The organism is Brachybacterium sp. GU-2 (assembly GCF_030866705.2).
Taxonomy (GTDB): domain Bacteria; phylum Actinomycetota; class Actinomycetes; order Actinomycetales; family Dermabacteraceae; genus Brachybacterium; species Brachybacterium conglomeratum.
This window is the reverse complement of sequence record NZ_CP133037.2, coordinates 3,604,787-3,622,135: the sequence shown is the minus strand read 5'-3', so window position 1 is coordinate 3,622,135 and position 17,349 is coordinate 3,604,787. Positions and strand designations below refer to the sequence as shown.

Sequence of the window (17,349 nt, the reverse complement as noted above, 5' to 3'; positions counted from 1 at the left end):
CGCTGGGCAGGGGCAGGGGGCGGCCGGGAAACGGTCCCGTTGCCGGCCGGTGGGCCCGAGTGTCGGGGCGGCGGTCCACAATGGTGGGATGGCCACGCCCCGTCCGCGCCTGCCCTCCTCCTTCTCCCCTGCCACGACGGCGTGGTTCGAGGAATCCTTCGAGGCGCCCACCCCGGCGCAGGCCGCGGCGTGGGAGGCGATCGCCCAGGGGCAGGACACCCTCGTGGTCGCGCCGACGGGCTCGGGCAAGACCCTCGCCGCGTTCCTCAGCGCGATCGACCGATTGGCCGGTTCTCCAACGCCGTCCTCTGCCGCGACGAGCGTTCTGTACATCTCGCCGCTGAAGGCGCTCGGCGTCGACGTCGAGCGGAACCTGACCTCGCCGCTCGTGGGCACCGCGCGCACGGCGGAGCGACTCGGCCTGCCTCGGCGCCGGCTGAGCGTGGGCGTGCGCACGGGGGACACCCCGCCGGCGGAGCGCCGCCGGCTCGCGACCCATCCGCCGGACATCCTCATCACCACCCCGGAGTCGCTGTTCCTGATGCTCACCTCGCAGGCGCGGGAGACGCTGCGCGGCGTGGACACAGTGATCCTCGACGAGGTCCATGCCGTGGCCGGCACGAAGCGGGGCGTGCACCTGGCGCTGTCCCTGGCGCGGCTCGACGCGATGCTCCCCGCCCCGGCGCAGCGGATCGGACTGTCGGCGACGGTGGAGCCGGTCGAGGAGGTCGCCGCCTTCCTCACCGGCTCTGCGCGGGGCCGGGACGCGGTGGTGGTGCGGCCGCCGTCGACCAAGCGCTGGGACATGCGGATCACGCTGCCGGTCCCGGACCTGCAGGCGATCGAGCCGCCCGCCGATGCGGTCGACGACGAGGACGTCTCGGGGACGATCTGGCCGCACGTCGAGCGGGCGGTGCTCGAGGAGGTCCTCGCCCACCGCTCCACGATCGTGTTCACGAACTCCCGCAGCCAGGCCGAGCGCCTCACCGGGAAGCTGAACCGCCTCCACGCGAGACGGGTCACGACGGCGGCGGCCGACGGTCCGGGCGCGGAGGCGGAGGAGCTCGTCGAGGTCGAGGACATCGCTCGCGCCCACCACGGCTCGATGTCCAAGGAGGTCCGGGCAGGGATCGAGGACCAGCTGAAGTCGGGGACGCTGCGCTGCGTGGTGGCGACCAGCTCCCTCGAGCTCGGCATCGACATGGGCGCGGTGGACCTGGTGCTGCAGGTCGCGGCGCCGATGTCGGTCTCGAGCCTGCTGCAGCGGGTGGGACGGGCCGGGCACGATGTCGGCGCGGTCTCCGAGGGGTCACTGCACCCGTTGCATGCGGTGGACGTGCTGCGCTCCGCGGTCGCGGTGCAGGAGGCGGTCGCCGGGCGAATCGAGCCGCTGACCGTGCCGCGCAACGCCCTGGACGTCCTCGCCCAGCACACCGTCTCCGCCGCCGCAATGGAGGACCTGCAGGTCGACGCCTGGTACGACCTGGTCCGCTCGGCGCACCCCTATCGGGCGCTGCCCCGCTCCGCCTTCGACCAGACCATCGACCTGCTCGCCGGGCGCTACCCCTCCACCGACTTCTCCGAGCTGCGGCCGAGACTCGTCCACGATCGCGAGACCGGCACGCTCACCGCCCGGCCCGGCGCGCAGCGTCTCGCCGTCACCAGCGGCGGCACCATCCCCGACCGGGGCCTGTACCCGGTGCACCTGGTCGCCGCCGAGGGCGACTCCCAGCCGCGGCGCGTGGGCGAGCTCGACGAGGAGATGGTCTACGAGTCCCGCCGCGGGGACGTGATCACGCTGGGGACCAGCAGCTGGCGGATCGAAGAGATCACCGCCTCCCGCGTCACGGTCTCCCCCGCCTTCGGTCTCACCGGGCGGATCCCCTTCTGGCACGGCGACGGGGACGGGCGTCCCGCGAGCCTCGGCCGGGCGATCTCCGCCGCGCAGTCCGAGCTCGCCGCCCTCCCCCGCCCCGAGGCCGACGAACGCCTCACGGACCTCGGCCTCGATGACAACGCGCGCACCGTACTGCTCGACCTGCTCGACGAGCAGCAGCAGACAACCGGCGCCGTGCCGGGACCGGACCAGCTCGTCGTCGAGCGCTTCCTCGACGAGCTCGGGGACTGGCGGGTGGTGCTGCACTGCGCGGCCGGGCAGCGGATCACGGGACCGTGGGCCCTCGCCGTCGGCGCCCGGGTCGAGGAGCGCTACGGCCTGGACGGCCAGGTGATGGCCGGGGACGACGGGATCGTGCTGCGCATCCCGCACGGCGAGCAGCCGCCCGGCGCGGACCTGTTCCAGTTCACGCCCGAGGAGATCGAGGAGGAGGTGCGCCGTCTCGTCGGCTCCTCCGCCCTGTTCGCCGCGAGGTTCCGCGAGTGCGCGGCCCGGGCCCTGCTGCTGCCGCGGCGCGACCCGAACCAGCGGGCGCCGCTGTGGCAGCAGCGCCAGCGCGCCGCGCACCTGCTCGAGGTGGCCAGGCCGCATCCGGACTTCCCGATCATGCTCGAGGCGGCGCGGGAGTGCCTCCAGGACGTCTACGACCTGCCGGCCCTGGTCGAGCTGATGGGGCAGGTCAGGCGGCGTCGCCTGCAGGTGCGCGAGATCGAGACCCCCTCCCCCTCCCCCTTCGCGCGCTCGCTGCTGTTCGGCTACATGGCGCAGTTCCTGTACGACACCGATGCGCCGCTGGCCGAACGCCGCACCGCCGCCCTCGCGCTGGACCAGTCGCTGCTGGCCGAGCTGCTGGGCACGGTGAGCCTGCGCGAGCTGCTGGATGCAGAGGTGATCGCCGGGGTCGAGCAGCGCCTGCAGGGACTGACCGAGGAGCGGGCGCTGCGCGGGCCCGAGCAGATCGCGGACGCACTGCGCCGCCTGGGCCCGCTCACCCCCGCCCAGCTCGCCGAGCGTGCCGTGGACGGCCTCGATCTCGACGCCGCCCGCGCCGAGCTCGAGCAATCCCGCCGCGTGCTCACGGTGCGGATCGCCGGGGCGGAGCATCTCGCGGCGATCGAGGACGCCGGTCTGCTGCGCGATGCGCTCGGCACGGCGCTGCCGCCGGGGATCCCCGAGGTGCACCTGGCCGCGGTGGACCGGGCGGTCCCCCAGCTGCTCTCCCGCTGGGCGCGCGGCCGCGGCCCCTTCCTCGCCGACGCACCGGTGCAGGCCTTCGGTCTCGCCCCGGGCGTGGCGCGCGCCGCGCTCGAGCAGCTCACCGCCGAGCGGGTCCTGTCCCAGGGCGAGTTCACTCCCGGCCGCGAGGGCGAGGAATGGGTCGAGGTCGAGGTGCTGCGCCGCATCCGCCGCGCGAGCCTCGCCGCTTCCCGGCGCGAGATCGCGCCCGTCGCGGGGCCCGTCTATGCGCGCTTCCTCGGCCAGTGGCAGCACCTGGTGGGGCGCCGCGCCGGCGGCCGACAGGAGCGCGGCACCTGGACCGGGCAGGACGGGCTGCTCTCGGTCGTGGACCAGCTCGCCGGGGTCTCGCTGCCGCTGTCGGCCTGGGAGTCCCAGGTGCTGCCGGCGAGGCTGCCGGGGGTGACGCCCGCCCTGCTGGACGCCGCCTTCGCGAGCGGGGAGCTGGTGTGGACGGGGCACGGCCGCCTCGGCGCCGACGACGGCTGGATCCGTCTCCACCTCGCCGACGCCCTCCCCCTGGGGCTCGACGCCGACGCGCTCGAGGAGGCCGCCGACGCTCTCCCGGACGGTGCCCTCGCCAGCCGGATCCTCGCCCTGCTGCGCACCACCCCGGGCGCGCTGCGGCACGGTGAGATCCTCACCGCGCTGGCCGACGACGGGGAGGCGGCGCGGCCGCAGGACCTGCACGAGGCGCTGTGGGACCTCGCCTTCACGGGCCTGGTCACCAACGACTCCTTCGAGGCGCTGCGCTCCTACGGCCGCGGGCCGGCCAAGGCGCCGTCGGCCCGCACCCCGACACGCTCGCGCAGCCTGGGACGTCGGGGCGCGGCGCGGCTCTCCGCGGCGATGATGCGCCAGGGCGCGTCCAGCCCCTCTGAGCTCGTGACCGGTCCCGTCGGTGCCGGGCGCTGGTCCGCGGTGCGGGTCGAACCGGTAGAACCTGCCGCCCGTGCCGCGGCGCTCGCGACGCTGCTGCTGGACCGCCACGGCGTGGTCACGCGCGGGGCGATGGATGTCGAGGACGTCCCCGGCGGGTTCGCCGCGGTGTACCGGGTGCTGGCCGCACTCGAGGAGAACGGCAGCTGCCGCCGCGGCTACTTCGTCGACGGGCTCGGCGCCTCCCAGTTCGCGCCCGCCGAGGCGGTGGACCTGCTTCGCGACCGGGACCGGGAGGCCGAGGCCGGACGCGACGCCGAGGGGTCCGACGGCGGCGGGGCCGGCCCATCGGCCGAGGCGGTCGCCGTTGCGCTCGCCGCGACCGATCCGGCGAACCCCTACGGCGCGGCGCTCCCCTGGCCGGCCCTGTCGATCACGCCGCCCGAGGGGGTCACCGCGCGGCCCGCCCGCCGCGCCGGTGCGCTCGTGCTGCTGCGGGACGGACATGTCCAGGCCTATGTCGACAAGGGCGGGAAGCACCTGCTGTGGTGGGCGGACGAGGAGGCGACGCCCGAGGCCGCCGCCCAGCTCGTCCGCGCGATCGCCGAGGACTCCCGTCTGCCGCAGCTGCGGATCGAGCGGATCGACGGGCACGGGATCGACACCGAGCCGGTCGCGGCGATCACGGCCGCGCTCGCGGAGGCCGGCTGCTACCGCTCACCGCGCTCGCTGCGACTGCGGGCGGGTGATCGCTGATGCCCGAGGGTGACACCGTCGCGCGCCAGTGCCGGATCCTCCACGACGCGCTCGCCGGCGCCGTGCTCACCGTCTGCGACCTCCGGGTCCCGCGCGCGGCGACCGCAGATTTCACCGGATGGAGAGTCCACGAGGTGCGCCCGCGCGGCAAGCACCTGCTGATCCGGCTCCTCCCGCCCGAGTCCGGGACTGCGCCGATGACGCTGCACAGCCACCTGATGATGGACGGGATCTGGAACGTGGAGGGGAAGGCGCTGCGCTCCAGCGACACCAGCGCCGGGCCGCGCACCCGCGACACGATCCGGATCGTGCTCGAGGGCCGACACGGGGACGGGCGTGAGGTGCGGGCGATCGCCTACGACGTGAAGCAGGTGAAGCTGCTGCGCACGGCCGACGAGGAGCAGCTGCTCGGGAGCCTCGGCCCGGACCTGCTCGATCCCGCCTGGGACGAGGACCCCGCCCTGCGCGCCAGGGCGCTCGCGAACCTCGCCGCCGAGCCGGAGCGGCCGATCGGCCTGGCGATCCTCGACCAGCACGTCCTGGCTGGGATCGGGAACATCTACCGCAGCGAGCTGTGCTTCCTGCGCCGGCTCCACCCCGCCGCTCCCGTCTCCGCGGAGCAGGACCCGGGCGCGCTCGTCGACCTCGCGCATCGCCTGCTCGTGCTGAACCGGGACCGTGAGGTGCGCGTGACCACCGGCGGGATGCTCGGCCGGGACGGGGACCTGTGGGTCTACGGCCGCGGAGGGAAGCAGTGCCGCCGCTGCCGCACCCGCATCCAGCGCGACGAGCTCGCCGAACCGCGGCTCGAGGGCACCGAGGCGCGGGTGCTGTGGTTCTGCCCCCGCTGCCAGGCCGGGCCCGGCGCGCCGGCCCCGTCGGCGGCCCAGCGGCGTGGCCGACGTCGCTGAGACGGACCGCGCTCCTGGCCGTGGCGGCGCCGCGACCTCGGTAGACTCGTGCGCCGTCAGCCTCCATAGCTCAATGGATAGAGCAACGGCCTTCTAATCCGTAGGTTGCAGGTTCGAGTCCTGCTGGGGGCGCTCAACTAGTCAATGCCGCCGCCGTGACATCAGAGTTAGACAATTCCGAACTCGGCAATAGTAATTCCCCAGTCAGGAACTTGAAGTCACCTCTACGACCCCGCCACACAAGTACCTCGCGAGCACCGAGAACCAACGAGTCCGGAATTGCCGATGCCACCACTAGGAGTCAGACTACCCCCTGCGGGACGCACTCCATTGATTAAGTCCTAACCCGTATCTTAACTCCACACCCCATGCGTCGTGGTCAGTCAGCCCCATAACTATGACTACTCGATTAAGGAATGCTACACAGCAGATGTATAGACTCTGGCCGTACATAGCACAGACCCACAAAGCCTGACGAAATACGAACTACAATCACGGCACCGCTCCCCATCAACCGTTCCGCCGCTCGACGGCTATATAGGTGCCATCCACCCGAAGTGCGCGCATGGAATATACGCAGGTCCGCACATTGGGGAGAAATAGAGCAGCAGGGGCGCCTTTAGGAATTTCAAGGCAGGCACCATTTCGTCGGCCAGACACATCCGCAACCAGCGCAAAGCGCAACGAAGTCCCGACGAGTGCGCTTCTCAGCAGTACATCGTCCGACGAACGGCACTCCAAAGTCGCTACTTGCTCGAATCCGAGCTGTAGTCATTAAAAATCATCTCGGCGATCTGCTCTGATGAAGCCTTGGAACTCCTCCCCTCCCTCCACATCACGTCCGCCCTCATCGCGGCAGCCACAACTCCGACCTGCAGCTGAATCTTGGGTTGCAACTCAGCAGGGATAGTCTTGACAGTCGATCCCGCACGCTCTGGATTCAGGAGGTCAATTTCGTTTATAATTTCAGTGAACCGTCGATACTCAACGACAACGTCGGCACTCGCCCACAAACTAAGCGACGCCCTCACTGCGGCTTCATCTCGCGATCCAGAACGCCCAGTGAACGCGCTTACCATTTGGGCAATTACTTGGTCATAAACTGCTTTCCTGCGCTCATTAATGGCCTGATCTGCCTCGTGCCTACGGCGGGAGCTCACACTTTCCGTGGCAGCCAGGGCTGCGACGCCTGCAACGCAGGCGGCCACTACCGCACCCGCTGCCGTTACAGGCAGGAGTCCCCACCGTTCGAGCGGTGTCACAGCAAGCAGGACAACGACCCCGCCGCACACCAGCAGACCCACAGCTCCCACTGCGCCGGTAATCAACTTCATAGGCAAACTGTACCCCGTCACCGGGAGCGTCTGCACGCAATCCACATCTGGAAAACGTTTGCAGGGCGCACGCAAGAAAGTAGCATCGCCAATAATTCCGTCGGCCAATCCTTGCTCTCGGACATAACACGACCCACTGAGACTTTCACTTAAATAGCTCGCGAACACATCGGGCTTTCGATAGCACATGCATCCGACCTCAATGCCCAATGCGCTCACGCGGAGACAATAGTAAACGCCAGCATCGGGGGGCTCCTTAACAGGATTTCCAGTAGTTCTACCCAGCGCCAGTACATCCCACCTCGCGGACATTCCACTCAGGCCCACCGACAGCCAATCGCGAAAGTTGTAGCACGTAGCGGGACGTCCGTACGGTGCAGATCGCCGCGATCGTCATCGGTATCGGCCTGATCGCCCTGTCCACCGCGACGGTCGGGCCGGTGTCCTTCATCGCGCTCGCCGCCCCGCAGATCGCCCGGCGCCTGGTGCGGGCCGACGGGCTCGCGCTCGCCCCGACGTCCGCGCTCGGCGCGCTCCTGCTGCTGCTGGCCGACGTGATCGCCCAGCTGATCGACCGCGACTCCCCCCTGCCCGTCGGCATCGTCACCGTGTCCATCGGCGGGATCTATTTCCTGTGGCTCCTCATCAGGGAAGGGAGGACGCGATGACCCGCCTCCTCGTCGACGACACGGCGCTCGGCTACGCCGACCACCTCGTCTGCCCGAACGTGTCCGTCGCAATCCCCGACCAGCGCTTCACCGTTATCGTGGGCCCGAACGCGTGCGGGAAGTCCACACTGCTGAACAGCCTCACCCGGCTGCTCTCCCCCAGCCGCGGGCGGGTCCTGCTGGACGGGGAGGAGCTGCACCGGCGCCCCACCAAGGCCCTCGCCCGCGCGATCGGCCTGCTCCCCCAGGGCCCCGTGGCGCCCGACGGGATCCGCGTGGTCGATCCCGTGATGCGCGGCCGCTACCCGCACCAGCGGCTGTTCTCCCCCTGGTCCCCTGAGGACGAGCAGGCGGTGCTCGCCGCGATGGAGGCCACGAACATCCGCCATCTCTCGGGGCGGCTGGGCGACGAGCTCTCCGGCGGACAGCGTCAGCGCGTGTGGATGGCCGTCGCGCTCGCCCAGCAGACCTCGATCCTGCTGCTGGACGAGCCGACGATTTATCTCGACCTCAGCCACCAGATCGAGCTCCTGGAGCTGTGGCGTGCCCTGAACAAGGAGCGCGGCACGACGCTGGTGGCGGTGCTGCACGATCTGAACCAGGCCTCCCGCGACGCCAACCACATCATCGCGATAAAGGATGGCGAGGTGGTCGCGACCGGATCCCCGCACGCGGTGATCACCGAAGAGCTGGTGGCGGAAGTGTTCTCGCTCCATGCACGCGTGGTGCCGGATCCGGAGTCCGGCACCCCGCTGGTCGTGCCGCGCTGGGGGGCACTGAGCCCGGAACCGGGCGGCTCGCTCCAGATGGCTCAGCCCGGCCGGCCGGGCATCGTCGTCGACTCCTCCGGCGCCTCGGCGGTCAGCTCCTCGAGCTGCGCGGCGAGGCTCGTGGACAGCTCGGCCGCGCCCTCGTCGCCGACGGATCCGGCCCGAGAGGCTAGCTCCTCGAGGATCGCCTGCGCCTCTCCGGACGCGATCAGCTGCTCATACAGGTCCGCGTAGGCCTGCTCGTACAGCTCGACGAATCCCTCGTCCTCCCGCAGCCGCTCCTCCAGCACGCCGCTGCCGCCGACGGAGACCCCACCCATTTCCGCCGGCATCTCGCCGTCCTCGGGCCTCTGCGGCATGCCTTCACCCTCCGGTGCGGCGGGCATCTCCCCGTCCTCCGGCATCTCGGGCATCTGCTGCCCGTCCTGTGCCTGCGGCTCACCGCCCCCGTCCGAGGCCTGACCGTCGGCGGGCATTCCGCCTCCGCCCGGGCCGCCGGCCATCCCCATCGCGGAGAAGGACAGGTTCAGGTCCCAGGACAGGACGGTGAACTGCTCCGCGGACTTGTCGTACCAGAGGTAGTAGTTGTTGCCCGCACCACCCATCGCATCCGAGTTCGACAGCAGAGCCTGCGTGGCCAGATAGGTCGCGAAGGACTCGACGTCCACGTACTCGTCGATGTCGCGGGCGAACTCCTCGTCGTCGGCCTCGTCCAGGAACCGCGCGAGTTCGATGACGGGCTGCAGGTCGTAGGACCCCTCGCCGTTGATCTGGTTGAAGGACTCCTCGTAGTCGGTGGGGTCCTCGCCGACGTAGTCGAGCGAGCCGCCTGCGCGGGCCTTGTACAGCACGCCCTCTCCGACGGAGTCGGCCCACTGCTCGTCGGGAGTGTCGACCACCAGCCGCGCACTCTCCTCCCCGCCGTTCACGCTCACGGTGGTATAGGTGTACTTCTGCGTGGTCTGGCCGGAGAGCGCGGTGAGCTCGAGCGCGAGTGCCTCGTTCAGCGCGGTGTCCGAGCCGCTGGCCGCGGGGCGCAGGGTGATCTCGGTGCGGCCCTGGAAGGCGCGCCCCTCCTGGTACTCGTCGAAGCTGATCAGCCAGGGCAGCTCCTCCGGGGAGTCCTCGGACAGCTGGGTCATGCCCATGCCGCCTCCGCCGCCCTGCTCCTCCATCCCGTCGGACATCTCGGGCATGCCCCCGCCCATGCCACCCCCGTCGTCGTCCTGGCGCAGGGAGGAGAGGGTGGAGTTGCCCTTCAGGCGCAGGCCGACGTCCTCGATCAGGACGCCGTCGATCGTGATGTCGGCCTTGAGGAAGTTCTTCTCGCCGTCCTCCTGGTAGTCGTCGATCACCTCGGCGTACTCGGCCTCGTCGTAGCTGATCTCGATCGTGTGGGCACCGTCGTCGAAGAGATCGCCGGAGCCCTCGATGTCCTGGGTGATCACGCTCTGGCTGGTCAGCTCCGAGGTGATGTACGGGCGGATCATGGCGCTGCCGGCGGTGAGGGAGAGCGCGACGCCGGCCGCGGTGCACACCGCCAGGAGCTTCCAGTGGTGGCGCAGCCGCACCGGGAGACGGTGGCGCAGGGAGCGACGGGGGCGGCGGGTCGGGTCGACGGCCGACGGCTCCGTGTCGGCGGCTTCGCTCGCGGTCGGGTCGGAGGGGTCCTCTGCGTTCCTGTCCTGGGGAGTGCTCATCTCACATGTCCGTCTGGTCGTAGCCGGTCAGGACGGTCGCCTTCTGCGCCGCGTTGACGCCGCGCAGAGCCTCGATCACCTCGGAGGGCTCGACGCCGCGCTTAAGGCGGGCGGTGTAGCTGTGCTCCATGAGCGCACCGCCGCGGATGCTCTCGGTGCTGATCAGCTCGAACTCCTCGGTGAAGCGGATCAGGACGTCCGCGATCCGGGGGGCGTGGTCGCCCTCGTCGGCCGGCACCTGGACCTTCACGACCTGGCGCTGGACGTTCATCGCGAACCAGTTCAGCTTGTGCATCACCAGGATCACCGCGCAGATCAGGAGGGTGGCGAGGATCGCGAGGGTGTAGAAGCGGGTGCCGCAGGCCATGCCGATCGCCATCACCAGGAAGATGAAGCCGACGTCCCGGGTCTCCTTGATCGCGTTGCGGAAGCGGACCACCGACAGGGCGCCGACGAGGGCGAAGGCGCGGGCGATGTTCGAGCCGACCACCAGCATGATCAGGGCGATGAGCATGCCCAGGATGATCAGCGTCTGCACGTAGCTCTGGCTGTAGCTGATGTTGCGATGGGTGGCGCGGTAGGTCCAGGCGACCACGAGCGCGCAGACGAGGGCGAGACCGAGGGCGAGCAGGACGTCCAGGACGCTGAAGGTGCCGGAGAGGTCGGTGAGACCGAAGTCGAGTTCCATGGGGTGATACCTGTGAATCCGTCGTAGGTGGGTGGGTGGTGCGTGAGAGGCCGCCGTCGTGTCGGGGCGCGGGGCCGGGTCAGGTGCGGGCGTGCTCCGTGGGAGCGTCGAGGCGCTCCGAGAGGTCGACGTGGCCGTCGTCGGGGACGTGGAAGACCGAGCGGGGCGCGAGTCCGTGGGCCTCGACGCTCTGGCAGTACTTCGAGATGCGCTGGATCTGCAGCCCGTGCCGGGCTGCCATGTCGGTGACCCAGTACGGTGCGCGCTCGTCGACCTTCACCTCGAGCACGGCGAGGTCGGGACGGATGATGAACCGGTTCTCGGCCTTCGCGCGCAGGTCGAAGTCCCGGTCGCGGCCCAGCACGCGATGATCGAGGGTGACGCGCAGACCGAGATCGGCCCCGACCCCGACGAACGGCTCGCGGCGGTAGCCCGTCATCGCAGTCGCGCGCAGGTCGAGGCGCACCACGAGGTCGAGGACCTCGTCGACGAAGGCCTGGTCGCCGCCGGGGAGCTCGAGATGCTCCCGCCGGTCGCAGAGGTCGAGCGCCTGCTCATAGGGCAGCATGACCCGGCGCTTCTGAGTGACCCGGTTGACGCGCTGCTTGATCTCCACGGAGACCGGAGCGCCGGCGTCGATCTCGCCCGTGTTCTCCCCATAGCGGCGGATGCGCAGCTTGCGCCGGAACTTCAGGCCCTCGATCTTCTCGCGGTAGAAGCGCAGCTGGGCGGTGTCGTAGTAGACGCTCCACACCCCGTAGCCGTCCGAGCCGGCAAAGGGGTCGGGGTCCATTCGCTCGGTCAGCTCCTCGCGGATCGCCTCGAGCTGGGTGCGGGGCACGAGGTACTTCAGCTCGAAGCGGTTGAAGGCGTGGAGCGCGCCTGGGGCGCGGAGGCGGTGGCCGGCGTCGCCGGCGGTCGGTGCCTGGCGCGGCACCGCCGTCCTGCGAGCGGCCCGTCGGGGGCGGGCGGAGAACACGGTCTCTCCTCGTCGGGTGGGGGTCTGCGGTACCCCTCATCCTTCGCGTCGAGCGCCCGCTCCGCGTCGCCCTGCCGCGGCAATCCTGACTACCGCGTCCGCGGTAGACCGCAGGTCACGGGGGTGCTCACTCCCCGGGGACCAGCATCCCGCTCTCGTAGGCGAGGATCACCAGCTGGGCGCGGTCGTGCGCGTGGACCTTGGCCATGATCCGGTTCATGTGGGTCTTCGCCGTGTGCGGAGAGATGAACAGATCCTCGGCGATCTCCTGGTTCGAGCGGCCGCGGGCCACCTGGAGCAGCACCTCCCGCTCCCGCTCGGTGAGCAGCGACAGCTCGGGGGCGGGCCTCGGCGCGGGCCTCCGCTCCGCCTCCCCGCCAAGCACGAAGCGGGTGATCAGGCCGCGGGTCGCCGCGGCGGAGAGCAGTGCGTCCCCGGCATGGACGGCGCGCACGGCGCGGACGATGTCCTCGGGCTCGGCACCCTTGCCGAGGAACCCGCTGGCCCCGGCGCGCAGCGCCTGCAGCACGTACTCGTCCTCCTCGAAGGTGGTCAGGATCAGCACGCGCGTCTCGGCGTTGGCCGGGTCGGCGCACAGCGCCGCGGTCGCCTCGATCCCGTCCGTGCCCGGCATCCGGATGTCCATGAGCACCACGTCGGGGCGCAGCTCGGCGGTGAGGTCCACGGCCTGGGCGCCGTCGACCGCGTGCCCGACCACCGTGATGCCGGCCTGGTCGGCGAGGATGTCCCCCACCGCCTGGCGGATCAGCGGCTGGTCGTCGGCGATGAGGACCGTGATCATCCCCGCCTCCTCTCGGCGATCGGCAGCTCCACGAGCAGCCGGAAGTCGATGCCGTCGAGACCGGCCTCGACGGTGCCGCCGGCGGAGGCGACGCGTTCGCGGATCCCGAGCAGGCCCAGCTGGTCGCCCGGGACGTCGCCCTCCGACGCGGGGGCGACCTGGTTCAGGATCTCGATCCGCAGCGCGGCGGCGCCGACGGCGATGCGCACCCGCGCCCCGCGGCGTCGGCCGTGCTTGTGCGCATTGGTCAGCCCCTCCTGCACCACCCGGTAGCCGACCTGGCCCGCGGTGCCGTCCACCCGCTCGAGGTCCCCGTCCACGCGCAGGTCGACCGCGAGCCCGGCCGCCTCCATGCGCGCGACCAGCTCGGGCAGATCTCCCATCCCCCATTGCGGACGGGTCCTGGCGTCGGGGTCCTCCTCGGAGCGCAGATGGGTGAGCAGGTCGCTGATCTCGGAGAGCACGCCGCGGGAGGCGCTGCGGATCGTGCCCAGCGCCTCCCGCGCCTTCTCGGGCCGGCTCTCGAGCGCTTGGGAGGCGACACCGGCGTTGAGGCTGATCACGGAGATGCGGTGCGCGACCGTGTCGTGGAGGTCGCGTGCGATCCGCAGCCTCTCCTCGGCGACGCGGCGCCGAGCCTCGACCTCGCGGCCGCGCTCGGCCCGCTCGGCTCGCTCGGTGACGGCGGCGAGGTACTCGCGGCGGGAGCGGGCGCTGTCCCCGAGGGCAACCGCGACGGCGAGCGCGGCCGCGACCTGGAACACCCGCGGGTCGACGGTCAGCTCCGGAACGGTCCTCAGGCTCAGCAGCGCGACCACGACCGCGGCGAGGCCGCCGCCGACCAGCGCGGCGCCGCGCGGGACCCGGCCGGCCATCGCATAGGCGGCGATGATCGCGGCGATCCCCGGGCCGAGCATCGGCATGTGCAGCAGCACCGTCGCCCCATAGGCCAGCAGCGTGATCGCCAGCGCCGTCACCGGCAGCCGGCGGCGCAACAGCAGGGCGAGCGCCGCGACCACGGCCGTCACGGGGATCCACACGAGCACCGACGGCTCCGGGAAGGGCAGGCGCGGAACCGGGAACAGACCGGTCAGCAGCACCACGGCCATCGCGACCAGGTCGAGCGCCCAGTCCGGCAGCCGCCGCGGCGACTCGCCCCGGGCCGACGGCCCGCCGGGCGGCGGCACGGGCTGCACGGGAGCGTTCATGACCCCATTGTGCGGTCCGTGACGTGCCCGCCCCTCTCAGGAGTCGCCGAGGGTGACATCGATCTGCTGCTCCTCGCCGTCGCGGAGCACTGTGAGGGAGACCGTGTCCCCGGCCGGGTGCTCGCGGACCACGGCGGTCAGCGCGGCACCGTCGGAGGTGGCATGCCCCTCGACGGCGGTGATCACGTCCCCGGCGGCGAGGCCCGCGTCCTCCGCACCGCTGCCCTGCTCGACCTGCTGGACCTCGGCGCCGCTGGTGAAGCCCTCCACGTCGCCGGAGTCGGCGACCTGCACGCCGAGCAGTCCGTGGGAGACCTCCCCGTCCTCCAGCAGCTGGGAGGCGACGTCGCGGGCCCGGTCGGCGGGAATCGCGAAGCCGACGCCGATGGAGCCGGCCCCCTCCTCGTCGGTCGAGGTCGAGGCGATCGCGACGTTGACCCCGATCAGCTCGCCGGCGCCGTTCACGAGCGCGCCGCCGGAGTTGCCCTGGTTGATCGCCGCGTCGGTCTGGATGACGCGCAGGTGGATGTAGCTCTGGGTGCTGGTCTGCTGTGTCTGCGGGGACTGCTGGTCCTGCGGAGACAACCCGTCCTGCGGGGACTGCTGGCCCGGCGGGGCGAACTCGAAGCGCTCGCCGTCCTGGCCGGGGGCGGTGCTCTGCTGCTCCTCGGGTACCTCGGAGGAGGCGATCGAGATGGTCCGGTCCAGGGCGGAGACGATGCCGGTGGTGACCGTGCCGTCCAGGCCCAGCGGGGCGCCGATGGCGATGGTGGCGTCGCCGACGAGCAGAGCGGCGGAGCTGCCCAGCGGCATGGGCTCGAGCTCGCCGGGCTCGTCGAGGGAGAGGACGGCGAGGTCGCTGAGCACGTCAGCGCCGACCACCCTCGCGCCGGTGACGGTCCCGTCGGCCAGGCGCACGGAGATCTCCGGGTCGGAGGCCTCGCCGCCGAGGGTGACCACGTGGTTGTTGGTGAGGACGTGTCCCTCGGCGTCCAGGACGATGCCCGAGCCGCTGCCGGAGGCCGCGGTGCTGCTCACCGAGAGGGTGACGACGGAGCGGGAGGCGGACTCGGCGGCATCGGAGATCGAGCCGGCGGCGGCCGTGCGGGCGGTGCCCGCGGCGCTGCCGGAGCTCGACAGCCCGCTCGAGGCGGTACCGGTTCCCTCTGCGGCGGTGTCGAGCACGGTCACGGCCCCGGCGGCGACCGCCCCGCCGGCGAGGGCGGAGACCGCGGTAGCCGCGAGCAGCAGGCGTCGCGAGACCCCGCGGGGGGCGGCGGGCGCGGCAGCGGTGGGTGCGGCGGCGGCCGACGTGGGAGCAGCGGCGACCCCGCCGAAGCCCTGTGCGCCGGTGGTCGGGCCGACCGGCGGAGCAGCGTTCGGAACGGTGCTCGACGCGGTGCCCGGTACGGCGCCGGCCTGGGCGCCCATCGGAGGCAGCACCTCGGTGCTGTCCTGCCACCGCGAAGTCAGGGGGTGGGGGTTGCGGGGGCCGGAAGGCTGGGTCATGGCGGGTCCTCTGTCCTCTGCTCGCGCTCGCCGTATACGCCTCGAGCCTCGCCCGTCCCCGCGGCGATGTCGTCCCCCGGGTGCGGCATCCGCGTACTGCGTCCGCGGTATCCCGGGCGGCCCCGCGAGGAGCCATCCCTGCGCCGGAGCGTTCCTCCCCGTCCGGGCGCGCCCCGTCCCCTCAGCGGCGCCCCTGACGTGACGGGTAGCGTGGCGCAGGTCCCTGCGCGGCCCTCCGCCTCGCCGCGCACCCCTCGACCAGGAGACCCGATGATCCTCAAGGTGCTGAGCCTCGGCGCGATCGCGCTGCTGATCCTGCTGCGGCTGGCACGCACCCCGTTCGGCGCACGGCTGCTGGGCGTCTCGCTGCGGGTGCTGAACATCGTCTATCTCGCCGCGCTCGGGGTCGCCGGCGTGCTCGCGATCCCGTTCGAGCAGTGGATCCTGCTGACCGTCGTGGTGATCCTGCTGGTGATCAGCCTCGTCGAGGAGCTCCGCCGTCGTCGGGACCCCGACGCCCGACGAAGTCGTCCATCGAGCGGATGACCCCGAAGAAGTCCATCACACGGTCGAAGGCCCTCACCGGCAGGATGCGTGCGCCGGGCATGAACCGTGCCGTGCGCGGCATGATCAGCTGCTCCTCCCCCGCTTCGATCGCATCGAGGATCCGCAGCGTGACCTCCTGCTCGTGCAGGATCGGCAGCAGGCGGGGGAACCTCGTGGTCACGCCCGCGAACATGCCGGTGTCGATGTAGTACGGGGCGACGATGAGCGTGCTCACCCGGCTGCCGCGGGCGCGCAGCTCGTTGCGCAGCGACTCGGTGAAGCCGAACGCGGCGAACTTGCTGGCGGAGTAGTCGGTCTGCCTCGCGATGCCGAGGAGTCCGGCGGCGCTGCCGATCGTGACCACGACGCCCCGGTCCCGGTCGCGCATGGCAGGCAGGAAGGCGCGGGTGGTCCAGTACAGCGCGAGCGTGTTGACGTCGAAGGTGCGCCGGATCTGCTCGTCGGCGGCGTCGAGCAGATCCGCACCGGTGACGATGCCCGCGTTGTTGATCAGCACGTCGATCGCGCCGGTGCGCTCCGCGGCCTCCGCGACGGCGGTCCGGTCGGAGACGTCGACGACGGCGGTGCTCGCCGAGCCGCCGCTGCGGCCGATCTCGCCCGCGACCGCGGACGCCCGCTCCTCGGAGAGGTCCCAGAGGATCACCTCGGCCGCGCCGCGGCGGGCGGCCTCGAGCGCCATGAGGCGGCCGATGCCGCTGCCGCCGCCCGTGATCAGCACTCGTGCGCCGCGCAGGGCGAGGCCCGCCCGGGGCCGTCGTCGGCTCATCGTGCACCCTCTCTCGTCGTCCCGGCCCGGTTCGGCCTGCTGCCGCGCCGGGGCCGGCGGCTCAGCGGCCGCGGCCCGCGTCTCTCAGCGCACGGCTGTGCGCTGAGCTGTCGCGGTTCCAGTCCGCGACCCAGTCCGGCAGCACGAGGTCCGCGGGCGGCTGCCCGACCAGCTCGAGCACCTCGCTGACGTCGACGGAGCCGCCGGACCTGCGCAGGAAGCGCGCCCGGATCACGGCGTCGGCGATCACGGCGTCGCCGCGGCGGAACACCTGCTCCATGTAGATCCAGCGCTCGTCGTGGCCGATCACGCGGGTGGCGAGGTCGAACTTCTGCCCGAGCGTGAGGGACTTGCGGTAGGTGATGGTCTGTCCGGCCACCACCGGATACCAGCCGGCGTCGGTGATCCGCTTCCAGAATCCGGAGCGGAGCATGAGGTCCATGCGGCCCAGATCCATGATCGAGAGGTAGCGGCCGTTGTTCATGTGGCGCTGCACGTCGAGATCGGCGAGGTTCACGCGGAAGCTCGCATGGGAGGTGTCCCAGATGCCGAGCGGCGACTTCCCGCGCACGCGCAGGAAGAACAGCAGCATGCGGAGGTACATGTTCATGGCGGCTCCCTCCCGGGGCACTCGTCGGCTCGTCCTCGAGGCCTGATGACCACAGAGTAACGTGCGGTC

Annotated in this window: 13 protein-coding genes, 1 tRNA gene and 1 pseudogene; 6 read left to right on the top strand and 9 right to left on the bottom strand. The window is 71.4% G+C overall.

Annotated elements, in window-relative coordinates:
* The first annotated feature begins 88 nt into the window (after window positions 1-88).
* The 3 genes from RBL05_RS16625 (at window position 89) to RBL05_RS16615 (ending at window position 5,811) form a co-directional block, all read left to right on the top strand.
* The gene (locus RBL05_RS16625) at window positions 89-4,768 is read left to right on the top strand and encodes an ATP-dependent helicase (protein ID WP_308738544.1); all 4,680 of its coding nucleotides are present in this window, start codon (window positions 89-91) and stop codon (window positions 4,766-4,768) included.
* Entirely contained in the window at window positions 4,768-5,679 is a 912-nt protein-coding gene (locus tag RBL05_RS16620; RefSeq protein WP_308738545.1) for a DNA-formamidopyrimidine glycosylase family protein, read from the top strand. Before RBL05_RS16625 ends, RBL05_RS16620 begins: the two co-directional genes overlap by 1 nt.
* A gap of 59 nt (window positions 5,680-5,738) precedes the next feature.
* Window positions 5,739-5,811, top strand: a tRNA-Arg gene (locus RBL05_RS16615).
* Between the two features lie 614 nt (window positions 5,812-6,425).
* Here the strand turns inward: RBL05_RS16615 and RBL05_RS16610 are convergent.
* Window positions 6,426-7,013, bottom strand: coding sequence for a hypothetical protein (locus RBL05_RS16610; RefSeq protein WP_308738546.1), 588 nt, complete (start codon window positions 7,011-7,013; stop codon window positions 6,426-6,428).
* A gap of 374 nt (window positions 7,014-7,387) precedes the next feature.
* Between RBL05_RS16610 and RBL05_RS16605 the strand changes: the two genes are divergently transcribed.
* Together RBL05_RS16605 and RBL05_RS16600 are read left to right on the top strand one after the other, a co-directional pair.
* A complete protein-coding gene (locus RBL05_RS16605; protein WP_318603918.1) occupies window positions 7,388-7,681 on the top strand; it encodes an iron chelate uptake ABC transporter family permease subunit in 294 nt (97 codons plus the stop codon).
* Window positions 7,678-8,118: pseudogene (locus tag RBL05_RS16600) on the top strand (ABC transporter ATP-binding protein); the annotation flags it as partial. The gene RBL05_RS16605 and the pseudogene RBL05_RS16600, both read left to right, overlap by 4 nt.
* A 374-nt stretch (window positions 8,119-8,492) precedes the next feature.
* Here RBL05_RS16600 and RBL05_RS16595 read toward each other — a convergent pair.
* The 6 genes from RBL05_RS16595 to RBL05_RS16570 form a co-directional block, all read right to left on the bottom strand.
* Window positions 8,493-10,151 carry a CotH kinase family protein gene (locus RBL05_RS16595; protein WP_318603917.1) on the bottom strand — a complete coding sequence of 553 codons (1,659 nt, stop codon included), beginning with the start codon at window positions 10,149-10,151 and terminating at the stop codon, window positions 8,493-8,495.
* A gap of 1 nt (window position 10,152) precedes the next feature.
* Entirely contained in the window at window positions 10,153-10,839 is a 687-nt protein-coding gene (locus tag RBL05_RS16590; protein WP_318603916.1) for a DUF4956 domain-containing protein, read from the bottom strand.
* A 79-nt stretch (window positions 10,840-10,918) separates the two neighbouring features.
* Window positions 10,919-11,818, bottom strand: a complete 900-nt coding sequence (locus RBL05_RS16585) for a polyphosphate polymerase domain-containing protein (protein WP_308738550.1) — start codon at window positions 11,816-11,818, stop codon at window positions 10,919-10,921.
* A gap of 127 nt (window positions 11,819-11,945) precedes the next feature.
* Window positions 11,946-12,620 (bottom strand): response regulator transcription factor, encoded by a 675-nt coding sequence (locus RBL05_RS16580; protein WP_308738551.1) that lies wholly within the window; start codon window positions 12,618-12,620, stop codon window positions 11,946-11,948.
* On the bottom strand, window positions 12,617-13,828 hold the full coding sequence (locus RBL05_RS16575) for a sensor histidine kinase (protein ID WP_308738552.1): 1,212 nt from the start codon (window positions 13,826-13,828) through the stop codon (window positions 12,617-12,619). The genes RBL05_RS16580 and RBL05_RS16575 overlap by 4 nt, the downstream gene beginning before the upstream one ends.
* A 36-nt stretch (window positions 13,829-13,864) precedes the next feature.
* Entirely contained in the window at window positions 13,865-15,337 is a 1,473-nt protein-coding gene (locus RBL05_RS16570; protein WP_308738553.1) for a S1C family serine protease, read from the bottom strand.
* A 270-nt stretch (window positions 15,338-15,607) separates the two neighbouring features.
* Between RBL05_RS16570 and RBL05_RS16565 the strand changes: the two genes are divergently transcribed.
* Window positions 15,608-15,883 carry a hypothetical protein gene (locus RBL05_RS16565; RefSeq protein ID WP_308738554.1) on the top strand — a complete coding sequence of 92 codons (276 nt, stop codon included), beginning with the start codon at window positions 15,608-15,610 and terminating at the stop codon, window positions 15,881-15,883.
* Here RBL05_RS16565 and RBL05_RS16560 read toward each other — a convergent pair.
* Window positions 15,813-16,670: an SDR family oxidoreductase gene (locus RBL05_RS16560; protein ID WP_308738555.1), complete on the bottom strand. Its 858-nt coding sequence runs from the start codon at window positions 16,668-16,670 to the stop codon at window positions 15,813-15,815. The genes RBL05_RS16565 and RBL05_RS16560 overlap by 71 nt on opposite strands.
* 61 nt (window positions 16,671-16,731) lie before the next feature.
* Complete coding sequence (locus tag RBL05_RS16555) at window positions 16,732-17,280, bottom strand: acyl-CoA thioesterase (RefSeq protein WP_308738556.1); 549 nt, start codon at window positions 17,278-17,280, stop codon at window positions 16,732-16,734.
* Window positions 17,281-17,349 lie beyond the last annotated feature (69 nt).